General features: G+C 44.1%; 15 protein-coding genes. 9 read left to right on the top strand and 6 right to left on the bottom strand.

Annotation, left to right across the window (positions count from 1 at the left end; all coding sequences use genetic code 11):
• Nucleotide 1: 1 nt before the first annotated feature.
• Nucleotides 2-334: a metalloregulator ArsR/SmtB family transcription factor gene (locus NSQ66_RS13085; protein ID WP_036686399.1), complete on the bottom strand. Its 333-nt coding sequence runs from the start codon at nucleotides 332-334 to the stop codon at nucleotides 2-4.
• 349 nt (nucleotides 335-683) lie between these two features.
• On the opposite strand from NSQ66_RS13085, the gene NSQ66_RS13090 reads away from it, so the two are divergent.
• The 7 genes from NSQ66_RS13090 (at nucleotide 684) to mnhG (ending at nucleotide 7268) form a co-directional block, all read left to right on the top strand.
• Nucleotides 684-1322, top strand: coding sequence for a universal stress protein (locus NSQ66_RS13090; RefSeq protein WP_232061321.1), 639 nt, complete (start codon nucleotides 684-686; stop codon nucleotides 1320-1322).
• Between the two features lie 127 nt (nucleotides 1323-1449).
• Nucleotides 1450-4314 carry a Na+/H+ antiporter subunit A gene (locus tag NSQ66_RS13095; RefSeq protein WP_036686622.1) on the top strand — a complete coding sequence of 955 codons (2865 nt, stop codon included), beginning with the start codon at nucleotides 1450-1452 and terminating at the stop codon, nucleotides 4312-4314.
• Nucleotides 4314-4649 (top strand): Na(+)/H(+) antiporter subunit C, encoded by a 336-nt coding sequence (locus NSQ66_RS13100; RefSeq protein ID WP_036686402.1) that lies wholly within the window; start codon nucleotides 4314-4316, stop codon nucleotides 4647-4649. Before NSQ66_RS13095 ends, NSQ66_RS13100 begins: the two co-directional genes overlap by 1 nt.
• Nucleotides 4646-6124 (top strand): Na+/H+ antiporter subunit D, encoded by a 1479-nt coding sequence (locus NSQ66_RS13105; protein ID WP_036686404.1) that lies wholly within the window; start codon nucleotides 4646-4648, stop codon nucleotides 6122-6124. The genes NSQ66_RS13100 and NSQ66_RS13105 overlap by 4 nt, the downstream gene beginning before the upstream one ends.
• A gap of 4 nt (nucleotides 6125-6128) precedes the next feature.
• Complete coding sequence (locus NSQ66_RS13110) at nucleotides 6129-6602, top strand: Na+/H+ antiporter subunit E (protein ID WP_036686405.1); 474 nt, start codon at nucleotides 6129-6131, stop codon at nucleotides 6600-6602.
• Nucleotides 6602-6895 (top strand): Na(+)/H(+) antiporter subunit F1, encoded by a 294-nt coding sequence (locus NSQ66_RS13115; protein WP_036686407.1) that lies wholly within the window; start codon nucleotides 6602-6604, stop codon nucleotides 6893-6895. The genes NSQ66_RS13110 and NSQ66_RS13115 overlap by 1 nt, the downstream gene beginning before the upstream one ends.
• Entirely contained in the window at nucleotides 6870-7268 is a 399-nt protein-coding gene (gene mnhG / locus NSQ66_RS13120) for a monovalent cation/H(+) antiporter subunit G (RefSeq protein ID WP_036686408.1), read from the top strand. Before NSQ66_RS13115 ends, mnhG begins: the two co-directional genes overlap by 26 nt.
• Before the next feature lie 134 nt (nucleotides 7269-7402).
• Here the strand turns inward: mnhG and NSQ66_RS13125 are convergent, their stop codons facing one another.
• From NSQ66_RS13125 to NSQ66_RS13145, 5 genes are all read right to left on the bottom strand, one after another.
• Entirely contained in the window at nucleotides 7403-7780 is a 378-nt protein-coding gene (locus NSQ66_RS13125; RefSeq protein ID WP_036686410.1) for a PilZ domain-containing protein, read from the bottom strand.
• Between the two features lie 80 nt (nucleotides 7781-7860).
• The gene (locus NSQ66_RS13130) at nucleotides 7861-8670 is read right to left on the bottom strand and encodes a hypothetical protein (RefSeq protein WP_051491458.1); all 810 of its coding nucleotides are present in this window, start codon (nucleotides 8668-8670) and stop codon (nucleotides 7861-7863) included.
• A gap of 60 nt (nucleotides 8671-8730) precedes the next feature.
• Nucleotides 8731-10032: a HAMP domain-containing sensor histidine kinase gene (locus NSQ66_RS13135; RefSeq protein WP_235219533.1), complete on the bottom strand. Its 1302-nt coding sequence runs from the start codon at nucleotides 10030-10032 to the stop codon at nucleotides 8731-8733.
• Between the two features lie 73 nt (nucleotides 10033-10105).
• Nucleotides 10106-10765, bottom strand: a complete 660-nt coding sequence (locus NSQ66_RS13140) for a response regulator transcription factor (RefSeq protein WP_036686413.1) — start codon at nucleotides 10763-10765, stop codon at nucleotides 10106-10108.
• Nucleotides 10766-10977: 212 nt separating this feature from the next.
• Nucleotides 10978-12468, bottom strand: a complete 1491-nt coding sequence (locus NSQ66_RS13145) for a 4-hydroxyphenylacetate 3-hydroxylase N-terminal domain-containing protein (RefSeq protein WP_051491459.1) — start codon at nucleotides 12466-12468, stop codon at nucleotides 10978-10980.
• 202 nt (nucleotides 12469-12670) lie between these two features.
• Here NSQ66_RS13145 and NSQ66_RS13150 point away from each other — a divergent pair, with 202 nt between their 5' ends.
• Nucleotides 12671-13048 carry a BlaI/MecI/CopY family transcriptional regulator gene (locus tag NSQ66_RS13150; protein WP_036686415.1) on the top strand — a complete coding sequence of 126 codons (378 nt, stop codon included), beginning with the start codon at nucleotides 12671-12673 and terminating at the stop codon, nucleotides 13046-13048.
• 5 nt (nucleotides 13049-13053) lie between these two features.
• Entirely contained in the window at nucleotides 13054-15294 is a 2241-nt protein-coding gene (locus tag NSQ66_RS13155; RefSeq protein ID WP_036686416.1) for a M56 family metallopeptidase, read from the top strand.
• Nucleotides 15295-15456: the final 162 nt, after the last annotated feature.

Here is a 15456-nt window from a genome sequence, read left to right on the forward strand (position 1 = left end):
ACTATGATTTTTTATTGTTTTCATTGCTCTGTAGCTTTTGCAAATAATCATCCAGTCGATCATATCGTTCTTCCCATATATGGCGGTAGGAGTCTAACCAATCGTCTATTTCCTTAAATGGATCAGGACGGAGCTTGCAAATGCGCTTGTTAGCAACAGCTTGAACTTCAATTAAGCCTGCTTCACTAAGGACACGCAAATGCTTGGACGCTTGAGGCTGCCGTAGCTGAAGACTTTCTGCAATCTCCCCAACGGTTAAGGGATTAACCCGTAATAGTTCAACGATCTGCATGCGGTGTGGCTCAGCTAAGGCACTCATAACGTTAGTATTCATAAACGAGGATCACTTCGATTCATTAAATTCATTCGCTCTAATAATGACGCACCATGGTTAAACGGCTCTATAGCGCCTCCTTTTTGTTATTTCCTGTTTGTAATATTAATTCTAATATACCATGACAGGAATATTCCTGTAAAGGAATGTATAAAATGCATTGAATGACACCTGCAAAAGAAGGGCATGATACAAGCATTAAAAAGAAATATGTTCCATGATAACCATCAAACTTTACAATAAACATAGGAATAGATATAATTAAGTATAACTTATCGGGTTTTAGAAATACGCAAGGGGCCTAACGCCAGTGGGCTCCTTTTGTATTTCTTGGCCATGTTACAGGAGGGTGAAGGTCATACACAATGAAAAGATTATGGTTTGTGTTCATTATGGTCCGCATGGGGAGCGTTTAATCCGGCGTGGTGTCCAACTATCTGAAATTATAGGGGCGCCATTGTTTGTATTAAATGTCGATAGTTCGGATATTGATGAATATAATCAGAGCAAAGAAATGTATATGACGGTCTGGAAACGTCTTGCCGATGAAGCTGGCGCAGAGTTTATCATTCGGAAACGTGAAGGCCGAAAAACAACAGATATTATTGTAGAAGTTGCTGAAGAGAATGAGGTTACACAGATCGTCATTGGACAATCTGCTCAAACTCGGTGGCAGGAGCTTACCAAACGTAATTTCATCAATGAACTCATTGGTAAAATGAAAATGATGGATCTGCATGTCGTGGCTGTGCAGCGGATGCGCGCCGGGTTGGAAGAAACCCATGAGGAAGGCGTTATCGCCTACCTGGTCAAAAACGGGGCTGAATATCAGCTCAGTGATGAACCTCAGGGAGAGTATTCGCTTAAGGGAAAGTTCTTTCACGAACTACACACAGAATTTGAGAACGGTTTATTCAGAATTGAGCAGGAAGATGGAAAGGCTAGATATCTGCATATTTGTGATGGCACATTGACCGATTCTTTATAATCGGGCTTGCCCTTATCAACATTGGGGCCTTGTATATAAGGCCCTACCAATCATATGATCTTTGGCTTTTGGTAAAAAAGTAAGTACTAAAGTTCACAACTTGATAAGCTCAAGTGGAAAAGGAGGACTGCCTTTGCTGCATGTAATCATACTTGTTCCGTTTCTAATGGCCTTAGTAATCGCACTTTTGTCCAAGAGAGCACCCAACCTTCATAGAGGATGGCTTGTTTTCCCTGGTTCACTCGTTTTGTTTGTTTATTTCTTAACCCGGATTCCCGTTATTAAGGGTGGGGATTTGGGATATGAAACCATTTCATGGATTCCTTCACTAGGAATTGATTTGGTTTTCCATCTGGATGGATTAAGTTTGTTGTTTGCTTTGCTAATCACTGGGATGGGTAGTCTTGTAATTATCTATTCAATTTATTATCTTGACCGGCGAAAAGAAGCGTTAACCCCTTTTTATATTTATCTAATGTTGTTTATGGGGGCGATGCTTGGCGTTGTGCTCTCGGATAACTTGATGGTGTTATACGGCTTTTGGGAATTAACAAGTGTTTCGTCATTTCTGTTAATTGCCTTTTGGCATCGGCGGCAAAAATCGCGGTATGGTGCTCTCAAATCTATGTTGATTACCGTATTTGGTGGTTTAGCGATGTTTGCCGGCTTTTTAATGCTTTATGTAATGACAGGCACCTTTAGTATCCGGGAAATTTGGAGTGAGGTTGGCGATATTAGCGGGCATGCTTTATTTATTCCGGCGATGCTACTAATTCTTTTAGGCGCCTTCACCAAATCAGCGCAGTTCCCGTTTCATATCTGGCTGCCAGATGCCATGGAGGCACCTACACCCGTTAGCGCCTATCTTCACTCGGCAACGATGGTTAAAGCTGGATTGTATCTTGTCGCCCGTTTCAGCCCTGTTTTTGCGGGGCAATATGAGTGGTTCTGGGTTGTGTCAGGCGTCGGTTTGATCACCTTGATTTATGGCTCTATCCAGGCGATGAAGCAGACGGACCTGAAGGCTCTATTAGCCTATTCAACGATTAGTCAACTTGGACTGATTATGGGATTGCTGGGAATGGGATCGGCAGCGGCATTTTATGTAGGGGGAGATTCAGTCTTTTACACTGCTGCAACAACAGCGGCTATCTTTCACCTTATTAACCATGCCATCTTTAAAGGCTCTTTGTTTATGATGGTCGGTATAGTTGACCATGAGACGGGTACCCGCGACCTGCGGAAGCTGGGCGGACTGATTTCCATTATGCCGGTTACCTTTACGGTAGCGATGATCGGCAGTTTCTCGATGGCTGGTTTGCCGCCATTTTCCGGGTTTTTAAGTAAAGAAATGTTTTTTACAGCTGTTCTGAATATCCGAAACCTGGATATATTGTCTGTTCCCTCGTTGTTTACGCTCTTCCCGGTTTTGGCCTGGATTGCCAGCGTGTTTACTTTTGCATACAGTATGATTTTGGTTTTTCACACCTTTTTCGGAAAATATCAGCCTGAGAAGCTGGACAAAAAACCGCATGAAGCCCCATTTGGACTTCTGCTTGCCCCGTGCCTGCTAGCAGTGCTGTCTATATTTATCGGTTTTTTCCCGAATATATTATCCAATACACTTATTATCCCTGCAATGAATGCTATTCACCCAATCTTGCAGACCGGAGAACCCTTTGTTGTGAATATTCATTTCTGGCACGGCTTTACACCAGAAATATGGATGACACTTGGTGTTGTGATTCTTGGTATTATTGTATACCGAATCTATGGCCGCTGGAGTCTGGTCGATAAAGAATGGGGCAGTGGCTACACTTTAAATCAAGTCTATGACGGAGTAATCCGGCTGGTCGAGAAATCGTCTAGGGCGTTGACTGGCACCTATATGACAGGTTCTATGCGCCATTACTTGATGTATATCTTCGCTTTCCTGATCGTAGCCATTGGTGGAGCCGTGTGGTATACCGATGGAATTACGCTTGGGACAACTGAATATGCTCCGTTTTCGTTGTTTGAAGTTATTGTTGTTATGGTTATGCTTGCGGGCGCTTTGGCTATCCCATTTGTACGTTCCAGAATCACAGCCATTTTGTTAACAGGAATGGTTGGTTATATGGTTACTTTACTCTTTGTTCTGTTCCGGGCACCTGATCTGGCGCTTACGCAGATGATTGTCGAAGTAGTATCCGTTACATTGTTCCTGCTATGTTTTCGGCATTTGCCTAAGCTGGAGAAAGAACCGTTCAAACTTCGGTCCCGCTTGCCTAAGCTAATTATTTCCATCGGGATGGGAATAACCATGACATTGGTTGCACTTGCTGCTTTAGGCAGTAGTCCGTTCGAATCCATCTCGAAATATTATGTGGAGAATAGCTATACCTTGGGTGGCGGTAAAAATATTGTTAATGTTCTGCTCGTTGATTTCCGCGGCTTTGATACCATGTTTGAAATTACAGTGCTTGGCCTTGCCTCACTTGCTATTTATTCCATGATCAAACTGCAGTTGGATACAGATGGAACTATTGCCCCACTGAAGCGGGCTGTGAAGGATAATAAACCACGTTCTTCTGTAAGTGATGATGTGTTACTACAAGCGGTAGCTAAAGTAGCCTTCGTTATGATACTAATATTTTCGCTTTATCTGTTTTTCGCCGGACATAATAATCCGGGAGGCGGATTTATTGGAGCATTGATGGCATCAGCCGCATTGGTACTACTCGCCATTACTTTTGGGATTGATATGGTTGAGAAGGTATTGCCTATCGACTATCGTAAGTTAATCGCGATAGGGGTATCTGTAGCTTTTCTTACAGGAATAGGTTCGTTTTTATTCGATGTACCTTTTCTGAGCCAAGCGTTTGGCTATTTCCAACTGCCACTTATGGGCAAAACAGAACTGACCACAGCAATGTTCTTTGATCTCGGTGTTTTCTTAGCTGTTATTGGTGTCACTATGAATATCATATTTACGATCGGGAGGGATAGCTAATGGAGCTTATTATTGCCCTGGCGATCGGTGTACTGTTTTCCGTAGGTGTTTATCTAGTTCTTTCCAAAAGCTTGCTGCGTATCCTTCTGGGAACCACTTTAATAACGCACGGCGTTCATTTGTTGTTACTGACAATGTCTGGCCTCAAGACAGGTGCTGCACCATTGCTGGGTGAGGAAGCGGAAGCTTATGTCGATCCTTTGCCGCAGGCGCTCATTTTGACCTCTATTGTAATTAGCTTTGGAGTAACAGCATTTTTTATTGTTTTGGCATACCGGACTTACCGCTCGACGGGTACCGATGATGTGGAAGGAACCAAGGAGGAGAGACGATGAACAACTTGTTAGTGCTGCCTCTGCTGATTCCGGCCATTACGGCAGTTATACTCATTTTTCTGAAAGAACGAGTACGTCTGCAACGAATCATAAGTGCCGTCAGTGTGTTTTTAAATATCTTTGTTGCAGGATTCATTGTGTATCAGGTAAATATAAACGGTATCCAGACCTTATATATGGGGGGATGGCGTCCACCTTATGGCATTGTGTTTGTTGCCGATATGTTTTCGGCATTGCTCGTGTTGACAGCGGCCATTGTTGGTGCGGCTTGTCTGTTTTTTTCCTTCGCTAGCATTGGGGAAGACAGAGAACGGTTTTATTACTACCCGTTTTTCCATTTTTTATTAACCGGGGTTTTTGGCTCTTTCCTCACCGGGGACCTGTTTAACTTGTTTGTCTGCTTTGAGGTGCTGTTAGTTGCTTCTTACGCTTTGATCGTACTTGGTGGGTCCAAGGGTCAACTGCGAGAGACATTAAAGTATGTATTAATTAATGTGATTTCCTCTTCCTTGTTTGTGGCGACGATTGCTTATTTATATGCTGCGACAGGCACACTGAATATGGCGCATTTATCTATGCGTGTAGCAGAGGCGGGACAAGGCGGTGTAATGAACGTCATTGCGGTCCTGCTGCTAATTGTATTTTCGATTAAGGCAGGTTTGCTGCTCTTTTTCTGGCTTCCCGATTCCTATAGTGCACCGCCATTGGCTGTTAGAGCCCTGTTTGGGGCTTTGTTAACCAAGGTCGGATTGTATGCAATTACACGTACCTTTACTTTGATTTTTATTCAAGAACCGGGACTCACCCATACATTGATTGCCTGGATGGCGGGGGCGACAATGATACTTGGGGCAATCGGGGCATTGGCTTACAACGATCTGGGCCGAATATTTAATTATAATATCATCATCAGTGTAGGATTTATTGCTTTTGGGATCTCTGTCGCGACTCAGGATTCGTTAAATGGTGTAGTGTTTTATTTAATGCATGACATGGTTGCCAAAGCATTATTATTTTTCCTGGGTGGGATGATTATCTCAGCTTCGGGCACCGACCGATTAAAAGAAATGGGTGGTTTGATCCGACGTTATCCGTGGACCGGCTGGATGTTTTTTGTACTGACTTTGGCATTGGTTGGTGTTCCACCCCTTAGTGGTTTCGCTGGAAAAGTGATGATGGTGCGTAGTGGATTTGGAGAGAATCACGTGGCTCTGGCGCTGATTGCACTTGCATCCAGCTTTGTAGTGTTATATTCCTTGATCAAGGTATTCCAGCAAGTATTCTGGGGTGGCGAGAAAAGGGAAGAACAAGTCAAACCGCTTCATTATAAAGCCATGATGGCACCGGCGGCTGTTCTGTTCGTGATTGTAATTCTGATGGGTGTAGGTGCGGAGACGGTAAACGGTTTTGTGAGTCAAGCCGGAGCCGTACTGGCTGATCCAGCACTATACATTAACGCTGTCATGAAGGAGTGATACTATGGCTTTTCAACTATTATTGAATTTCATGATAGCATTCCTGTGGATGTTCCTGCACAATGACTGGACTGGGCCACGTTTCGTCATTGGTTTCTTGATCGGTATCCTCATTCTGCTCGGAATGCGACGTTTTTGGCCCAAATTATATCTAGGAAAAGTGTGGGCAATTATTAAGCTAATCCTTTTACTGCTGCGGGAACTGGTCGTTTCAAGTTATGTAGTGGTAAAAGCCGTTCTGAGACCGGAGCTTAATATACGTCCTGCAATCTTGAAATATACTACAGAGCTGAAATCGGATTGGGAAGTGGCTACTTTGATCACATTGCTCTGCCTTACTCCCGGATCTGTGGTACTTGAAGTATCGGATGATAACCGGACTTTGTATATTCATGCCATGGATGTTGATGATCCCGCACAGTTCAGAGCGAATATCCGTGACACCTTTGAGCGTGCGATATTGGAGGTGACCCGTTAATGATCCATTTTATTCTTATGCTCTCGCTTACGATTATGGCGCTGGCGATTGGTGTATGCGCCTGGCGTTTGTTGAAGGGACCTTCTTTGCCTGACCGGGTAGCAGCACTGGATACGATTGGAATTAATCTGTTAGCCATGGTAGCCGTTCTTTCTGTTTTACTCCGAACGCAGGCTTTTATCGAAATTATTTTGTTAATAGGCATTCTTTCCTTTATCGGCACGACGGCATTTGCCAGATACATCGAAAGGGGAGTGGTGCTAGAACATGGAAACGATCAAGACAGTCGGTGAATTGCTGTTTGCTTTGTTAATTCTGATGGGGGCATTGCTTAGTGCTGTAAGTGCTTATGGACTGATTCGGCTGCCTGATGTTTATCTGAGATCGCATGCCGCTGCTAAAAGTGCAACCCTTGGTGTTTTATGTGTTCTGAGCGGGGCCTTTCTATATTTTGCATTTTTTCTAGATCATATAAGTGCTAAGCTGCTACTGGGGATTGTCTTTGTATTTATGACCTCACCTTTATCTGCGCATTTGACAGGTAGAGCTGCTTATCGCTCAGGGGTTCCCTTATGGAATCGCAGAATTCAGGATGATTTAAGAGAGGTACTGGAGAAAGAAAAAGCTGTAGCAGCATCCCCTGAACGGGATGTGCCTCAAGAATAAAATTCAGGAAATGTTAGTCTGTAATTTCGGATTACAACAATAAGTTTGGATCGCAATAGCTAAAAAGCAACAACCCTGCATGAAAACGCGGGGTTGTTGCTTTTTTAGATTAAAACTACTCTTTTTTTGTTATCTTAACGAACTAATATTTTGCCTTCTCCAGCAAGTATGCGAAGTACCCTTGGGAGTCGTTCACCGTCATTCTCAGGGATGTCCAACTGAATGCCGTAGTGGAAACTGCCTTGTTGTTCTTTGTTCCATTTCAATATTCCTTCTATGTACATAGATTCATCCGTAAGATTCATTTCCATGCCAATGCGTACTAGGTTATTTTCTGGGTTGATATTGAGGGGTAACGATAAGTGGCAACCCGATCGACTGATGTCGAACAATACAGCCCTTACAGGCTTGGAAGGAACCTGGATGCCGTTAATAGTAAGAATATGAAGATCAAATGTTACAGGTTCTTTAAGGGTATATCGAAAAGGTTCGGTTCTGCGATTAGTGTTCATATGCTCCTCCATACTTTTCCATGTATTATAAATTATCGACATAAAAGTAGGATTAGTGAAGAGCTGATTCTATTTTTGATTTATTTCACTACTTGAGCAGTCTCGTAGGTAAGGCAGCGCAGACTTTGATCAGGATAACGCATTTCTGCCGTGTAGCTGCTGCCATCTTCCAGCATCATCTGAACAGCGACCATGCCGCGTTTATCATTGGTTTCAGTGTTGATTAGTGTTGCTGTAACAATTTTTCGGCTTTCTTTTTGTTTATCTGTAAGGATAGTAATGGCCGTATTGATCCAACTAGCATCTTTATAGATGGCGCTGGCAGCAGAAGCGCTAATTGGTGTTCTTTTCAGAGAATTATTAATCGCGGTCGTATTCACTACCATACCGTTTATGGGATCAATTAGTACATCGTATTCCCAGAATTCCTTACCTTGCCCTTCTAGGGTCTTGGCGTTATATGGACTGAAATGTACAGCCCATGTCCACGGCAGCGAGGTTCGGGTATCACTCAGAATAACCCGCATCTGCAGCTTTCCCATGTCCACTTCGAATAATTTGCGAACGCTTGAAGCAGCGAGAGCAACGGTATCGCTTTGACTCAAATGCCCTACAGCAGGCGGTGTAACAGTGTTCCGTTTGGATACAGAAGTCTCATTACCAGCCATGTCTATGAAATTGTTAATTTGTTGTATTTCTTTAGGGCTCGTCTGCTGTTGTAGATCGTCATTCTCTGTGGACACCCGCGTGGGTGCTTCCAACTTCACCCCTGGGGTTTTGATGCTGGTTAAAGCTAAATGGGTGGTGTTTTGAATGACTGCACTGACGATTAGCAGACTCCCCGAGAACAGGAGTACAGCTAAAGCAGTGGGGAATTTTTTGTTATTCACTTGAATAACCTCCATTTGCTTCGGATGATGCTGAATCTTCCTAACCTTAAACTATAGATGTTATAGAGTAGGTGAACAGATGTTATGGAGTTGTAAAAAAATGCGGATACTTGTTCCTTGACCTAAAGTAGAATTCAGTGAAATTCTGGCTTGATGTGCATCTGCGATTTGCTTGCATAAAGATAAACCAAGACCCGCACCCCCGTATTCGCGTGTGCGCGATTTTTCACCTCGATAAAAGGGTTCAAAAACACGCGCGCTCTGTTCCGGGGTCATCCCAAATCCCGAATCACATACTTCCAATATGGCTTCATTTTGCAATGCATAGGCAAGCAAGCGGATGGTGCTCCCTTGCGGAGATGCATGAATGGAATTTTCGACAAGGTTAACCAAGAAGGAAGTTAGCAGATCATGATCACCCCAAACCGCAGGGATCGAATAATCCATTTCTAGTTTGATGCCTGCTTCGTCCAATTTAAGCTGCACAATCTGTTTAACCGATTTGAACAAATCTGATATGTCTACTTGTTTCAGAGTCAGAGGATGATGCCGTAGGACGGACAAATCCAGCAGTTTGAAGGTAAAATTCTTCAGGCGTAAGGTTTCACTAAGGATATATTGACCAGCCATCTGCTGTTCTTCCTGGCCTATATTCGCGGAAGTCAGAAATTCAGCAAATCCCTGCATACTGGTTAAAGGTGTGCGCAGTTCGTGGGCGAGGTTATCTACCATTCTCTGCTTTTCATCGGCCATATTAGACAGTTCGATCACGTGCTGTTCCACTGCGTTTGCCATTCGGTTAAAGTTCAGGGCTAACTCACCAAATTCATCTTTACTGCGCAACTGCACACGCTCGGTATATTTGCCTTCAGCGATCGTTTTTGTAGTCTTTGAAAGCTGTTTAAGTGGTTTGGTCAACTGCCGGATCAGCAAGTAGAGTAATAGGAGCAGAATTGGACCGATAATCCAGTTAATCATTACAAAAAAACGGTTCAGCTCATGCTGCTTAGCATACAGGTCACTGATATCACGTTGATAAACGATCGTCAAAGCTTGATAGGGAGCAGGGAGCTCAGTAGAGAGTTGAATAGAATGTGATTCCGGCGTTGAGACGGATGGGACTCCGGCATTCGGATAAACCAGCTGGTCATTCTCCCAGAGCTGTAGTCCGATTCCCTGCTTATGATAAAATTCACCATAGGATTGAGCCACGCTGGAGATTAAAGTAGAGGTAAGTGTGGCCCCACGGGTCTGAATCGATTCAAGATTTTCATAAATGTTGTTTGCAATTAATAGCTGTTCGCTTGAAGCACGCTGCATTTCGCTGTCCATGTTCAGCTGCCAGCTTTTTTTCATAATCATTATTACACTCACATCTAGGGCGACGATGAAGAAGGCGAGGACTGACAGCAGAATTTTATGCCAGAATCTCATACTAGACCTGAACTTCCAAGCGGTAACCAAGCTTAAATACGGTTTTAATTCGTTCTTCCCAGCCTAGTTTTTTGCGCAGCTGCCTGATGTGTACATCTACGGTACGGGTATCTCCTTCAAAATCATAGCCCCAAGCTAATTCCAGCAACTTTTCCCTTGATAAAGCAATGTTTCTGTTGCGGATAAGGACTTCAAGAAGCTCAAATTCCCTAGCGGTTAAATCTACGGGTAGTTGATCCACCATGACAAGCCTCTCAAGATAACGTACCTCAACGTTTTCACAAAGAAAATTGGAAGTGCCTTTTTCACTCCTGCGTAACACCACATTGATTCTTGCCAACAATTCAAGGATTTCAAAAGGTTTAATAATATAATCATCGGCGCCCAGCTCAAAGCCCTTGATGCGATCAGCCAGTGAATCTTTAGCGGTGATTAGAATCACCGGAATTTGTAAGTGAGCAATCCGCTGCATGATCTCAAAACCATCCAGTTCGGGCAGCATTATATCGAGCAGAATTAAATCGGCCTTTTCACGTTCCAGCAGTTCAATAACCTCCAGCCCGCGATAAGCCTTGCTATAGGTATGTCCGACTAATTTTAGATTCATAGTAATTAAGTCACTGATTGCACGTTCATCTTCTACGACTATGATATGGCCCATAGTTCATTGTTCCCTCCTAAGCTAGCAAATCACTTCCTAATGCTAATAAACTATAAACAACTTATTACAGAATTGTCCAGTGAAGGTATGAAAAAGCATCTAGTTCTTCATAATTTTGATTGTGAATAGAGCTCAAAAAGGACTGAAAGAGAACGAAAGCAGTCTCTTAATCAATCCTAAAACACATCATTATAAGCCTTTGCAACTCTTTATTAATTGGAAATTCCATCCGTTGTTGACTTAGGCAAGGGGGTATCGGGGGCAATAAAATCGTGAACGATTTGACGGAAATATTCGTGATTATCATAGCTGTTGTACATACGCCAGGCCACCGTTTGGGAGTTGCCGAAAAATAACCGCTCGAACTGGGTTTGACGACCTCCGAATGCACCCGCTCCTAGTTCCCACGCCAGCCGGAATAAGGCATTTCGATACCATGCATCCGAGACATTCCCCTTCAAATATTCATAAAGATAAAAACCAGCGCTTGATGTAAAGTCGGCTTCAGAGGGGATCATGATGAGACCGCTTGAACTGAGGTTTTGAACCATTTCAACCATTTCTGGATAAAACTCTGAAAAGTGAATGGTTGAAGCCAATAGTGGTCCCTTGTCTGGAACGAGATATCCAAATTTGTCGAGCGAAGCCCCTATTTCCGCTGCAAGTCTTAAGGCTTTGAAAGTTTCTAAATAGGTTAATATTCTGGAAATAGGCAAAATCGTGTAGGATTCAAGGACAGCGTTTTGTTCTTCAGCCAAAGACTCTAGCATACCAAGAAAAAACTCGGTTTTTGCAATATAGCGGGTGACAATTTGGTGGGCCATATGCGTATGAAAGTTACTCTCGCCGAATAATCGGGAACAGTACATTTCATCGCCATAATAAAATATACGATCATGAGGGATAAGTACACGGTCAAAGATAACAAGGGTATCCATTTCTTCATATCTTGAACTTAACGGATGGTCGTAAGTAGATGAGGCAGCGTAGCTTTCACGGCAAAAAAAAGTCATTCCAGGCAGATCATTAGGCACCGCAAAGGCAAACGCAAAGGGATTATCATCATCCACAAGTGAGGGTGAGGGAGTCGGGAATACAAGCATTTCATCGCAGGTAGCTCCCTGTGTTGCCATCATAAAAGCACCGGTAACAATCATCCCCTCATCATTGATTTCTACGACTTTAGCAGCGATAGAATCCTCTGTAGCATCAATCTGGCCGGATATTTTGCTGGCTTGAGGCTGGATGAAGGCATGGGATAAGGTAATGTCATAATCACGACAGTAGGCATAGTATTTTCTGAGGTTCTCAGCATATTTCGGATTAAGGTCCTCAAGGATATCAGCAGCTGTGAAGAGAGACATAATGGCTGTATTCATATAATCGGGGGAGCGTCCTAAAAATCCATGATGTCTATTGGACCAGAGTTCAATCATTTTTCTCCGGCGTTCTAAATCTTCAGCATTTTTGGGTGGAAGAAAAGATAAACCAACAGGATCTCCAGTATCAGGTGAAGGAAAGGTCATCTGCGCCAAATAACGTTCATCACACTGCATGTTATACATTTCAGCTTGTGTTTGTATGAGACCCTGAAAGGCAGGGTGTTTGGATAAAGGACCTTCAATACGTGTTCCTCTGTACCAGATATTGATCTTTTGCCGGTCGATTCGTTCGATGTATTGATTACCTGTTTTTATAGGCATAGGTTCCACCTCATTGAAGTCATCTTTGACTAATAAGCCGTATTATTGCTATTAATGTACGTGACCATGAATCTACGTGTACATTGTCCATATACCGTGTGTGAACAGGGAGTTTGGGGTTGACATAAACGAAGCTGACTTGTATATTTTGGATATTGGATTACAAATGTAGTCATGCCAGGAAAGAATGGTGGATAGTATTATGTCTAAGGAAACTCCAAGGATTTCGGATGCCGAGTGGGAAGTGATGAAGGTGCTGTGGGCAAGTGCCCCGCGCACTGCAGGTGAGATTGTTGAAGCACTAGAAGGCAGCAGGGACTGGAACCCAAAGACGGTACGGACGTTGATTAAGCGTCTGACAGAGAAGCAGGCTATTGGTTATAACCAGACAGGTAGGGTGTATTCATATTATCCGCTGGTGAGGGAAGAGGAATGTGTCCAATCGGAGACACGATCCTTTCTGAAGCGGATCTACGGTGGAACTCTGCGCCCGATGTTGGTCAATTTTTTGCAGGATGAAAAGTTGTCCCGGGAAGATATTGAAGAATTGAAGAGAATTTTGGATGAACGAAAGGACTGAGCCGCTTGCTGGAAGCTGCATACAATCTGTTCGTCAAGGTATTGTCGCTGTCTGCCATGGCGAGCGTGCTGGCTCTGCTGATCTTATTGACCCGGTTCCTGTTCAAGGATCGTCTAAAACCTACCTGGACGTATCTTCTGTGGATACCACTGATCGTGAGGCTGGCAATACCTTGGGCACCAGAAAGCACATTTAGTATTTTTAATCTGTTGCCGCTGGAGAAAGAAGCGGCGCAGAGTACCATTTTTCCGTCAGTACAGTCGGAAATCGGCTTTACTTATATGCCCGGGTTGACCGGAGAGGAAGAGGAAGCAGCGTCAGTTACTGGAATTGCAGAAACTGGACCTTTGCCGGGAGCATCGGCATCGGATGATGTGGCACAAGTCAATCCGCAAATAGACAGTTCTACCAGGGCGACCGATTCAGGGTGGGAGCCTCTACATTTACTGGTTTTGGCGTGGCTTGGCGGAGCCGCGGTGGTACTGGGCTTGTCGGTTCGAGCACAACTGCGATTTACCGCACGGGTTCGAAGGGAACCAGAGATTCATTCCTTAGAAATCCAACGGTTGTTCCGAACCTGTCAGCAGGAGATGCAGGTACGGCGCCCAGTCAAGCTGATCGAGACGAAGCAGATTGCCGTACCGACACTACTTGGCGTTATACGGCCCAAGTTGCTGCTGCCCACCTCTACTTTACACACTCTGGAGACGAACGGGCTCCGTCATATATTCCTTCATGAGCTGGCGCATGTGAAGCGCCGTGATATTTTGCTAAATCTGCTGACAGGTCTGCTGCTGGCCATGCATTGGTTTAATCCTCTGTTGTGGTATGCCGTACGCCAAATGAAAGAGGATCAAGAGGTTGCCTGTGATGCTCTGGCCTTGAAGCATCTTGAACCAGCGTGCCACAGAAGTTATGCCCTGACACTTCTCAAATTGTTAGAAACCTTACCCGACCCGATCCGGTTGGCAGGTACAGCTGGCATTTCGAGCAGTAAAAAGGAAATGGAAAGAAGGATTATCATGATTACCAGACACAAAAAATTTACGGCAAAAAACTCACTGCTGGGCCTAGCTGTAATTATGGTCTTAAGTGGCTGTACCCTGACAGGGGCAAAGCTGAATTCTGCATCAGCCCCGGCAAAGAGCGCTCCTGCTACTTTTCGGGCAGAAGCGCAGGATAAAGAGAGCACGGCTTCCAGCGTTAAAGGCACTCTATTGGCGGAAAAAAACGGAATCACGGTATCTGCTAATCCCACTGGGGAGAATGCACTTTTGCATAAAGTCATGGTAGATGTGCGTGGTGAAGTAAGCCGTACGTTCTTGTGGAATGCCGGGGAAGATGAAACTCGGCCTCCATTGATTGAAGAAGCAGATGTGAACGGGGATGGGACTAAAGAAATCTTCATACGCATTACGACCGGCACAGGTACCGGACTTTCTATGAGTGAGATTCATGTGCTCCAGCCTGTTACCTTGGAAGAGCTTGTGGTCGAAGATCCGATCGAAACGTTGAATCAGAGGCTGAAATCCTCCATTACACACCGAAATAACCATACCTATGTATCTGCTGAACTGGACGGAAAGCATTTGACCAAAGTATATGATTACACTGAGGGAGCTTGGGGAGAGAAGGTCGGATTTGGCTCAATAGTTTCATACGAGCTGATAGATGACCAAATTATAGCCCACTTGGCTGGTGCAGCCTCTATGTCTGAGTTTCCGCTCGAAGTAATTGCCGTTTACGGGAAGAATCTGACCATTGAGAGCGCACAGATGTACTATGGTTCGTTTATATCTCCACCGCTCAGTGAACAGGACATCAAGTCCATGATGAAAAAACAGCTTCCGGCAAGCGGTTGGACCTTTAGCAAAGACGGAGATCAATATAGGGTGGATATAGATCCACTGAATGGCGAAGGGGAAGGCAACAGCTACAAAATTAATCCGCTTACCGGAACGGTTCATGACGTAACTTCTGGCAGTCCACTGAGAAGTCTTGTAAACCGAGAAGCGATAGATCTGTGGGATATCTCTAACGGTACAGAATACCAGAAGGAACTGTATAAGTTACTCCAACCTATCTTTGATACAGAGGGTTTCAAGCCAACAGGTACGGACTGGATTTCAGGGTTTATCGGGGATGGTTATTTGTTCAGTGATGTTAGGCAAGGAAGCAGGGAATTCACGATTAAAGTAGATATCTTTACTGGTCAGTGGGAGGAAATTCCTGACCCGTATAAATAGTTAATTATCATAGGTCTGTACCGTACGATTGAAGAGACCATTACTAGCGAATTGAAACTAAAAGCAGCCAGTGCGCGCCGATGGATTATCGGCATGCACTGGCTGCTTAATTTTTCTAGAAGGGAGGATAGTCTCATGACTGCGTAACTTACGGATGACTAG

The organism is Paenibacillus sp. FSL H3-0329 (assembly GCF_037963285.1).
GTDB classification, from domain to species: Bacteria; Bacillota; Bacilli; order Paenibacillales; family Paenibacillaceae; genus Paenibacillus_AQ; species Paenibacillus_AQ odorifer.

What these genes read in the sequence shown, in the direction of transcription:
- NSQ66_RS13085 (WP_036686399.1), bottom strand. Translation starts at nt 334, where the DNA reads ATGAATACTAACGTTATGAGTGCCTTAGCTGAGCCACACCGCATGCAG.
- NSQ66_RS13100 (WP_036686402.1), top strand. Translation starts at nt 4,314, where the DNA reads ATGGAGCTTATTATTGCCCTGGCGATCGGTGTACTGTTTTCCGTAGGT.
- NSQ66_RS13105 (WP_036686404.1), top strand. Translation starts at nt 4,646, where the DNA reads ATGAACAACTTGTTAGTGCTGCCTCTGCTGATTCCGGCCATTACGGCA.
- NSQ66_RS13110 (WP_036686405.1), top strand. Translation starts at nt 6,129, where the DNA reads ATGGCTTTTCAACTATTATTGAATTTCATGATAGCATTCCTGTGGATG.
- NSQ66_RS13115 (WP_036686407.1), top strand. Translation starts at nt 6,602, where the DNA reads ATGATCCATTTTATTCTTATGCTCTCGCTTACGATTATGGCGCTGGCG.
- mnhG (WP_036686408.1), top strand. Translation starts at nt 6,870, where the DNA reads ATGGAAACGATCAAGACAGTCGGTGAATTGCTGTTTGCTTTGTTAATT.
- NSQ66_RS13125 (WP_036686410.1), bottom strand. Translation starts at nt 7,780, where the DNA reads ATGAACACTAATCGCAGAACCGAACCTTTTCGATATACCCTTAAAGAA.
- NSQ66_RS13135 (WP_235219533.1), bottom strand. Translation starts at nt 10,032, where the DNA reads ATGATTATGAAAAAAAGCTGGCAGCTGAACATGGACAGCGAAATGCAG.
- NSQ66_RS13140 (WP_036686413.1), bottom strand. Translation starts at nt 10,765, where the DNA reads ATGGGCCATATCATAGTCGTAGAAGATGAACGTGCAATCAGTGACTTA.
- NSQ66_RS13145 (WP_051491459.1), bottom strand. Translation starts at nt 12,468, where the DNA reads ATGCCTATAAAAACAGGTAATCAATACATCGAACGAATCGACCGGCAA.
- NSQ66_RS13150 (WP_036686415.1), top strand. Translation starts at nt 12,671, where the DNA reads ATGTCTAAGGAAACTCCAAGGATTTCGGATGCCGAGTGGGAAGTGATG.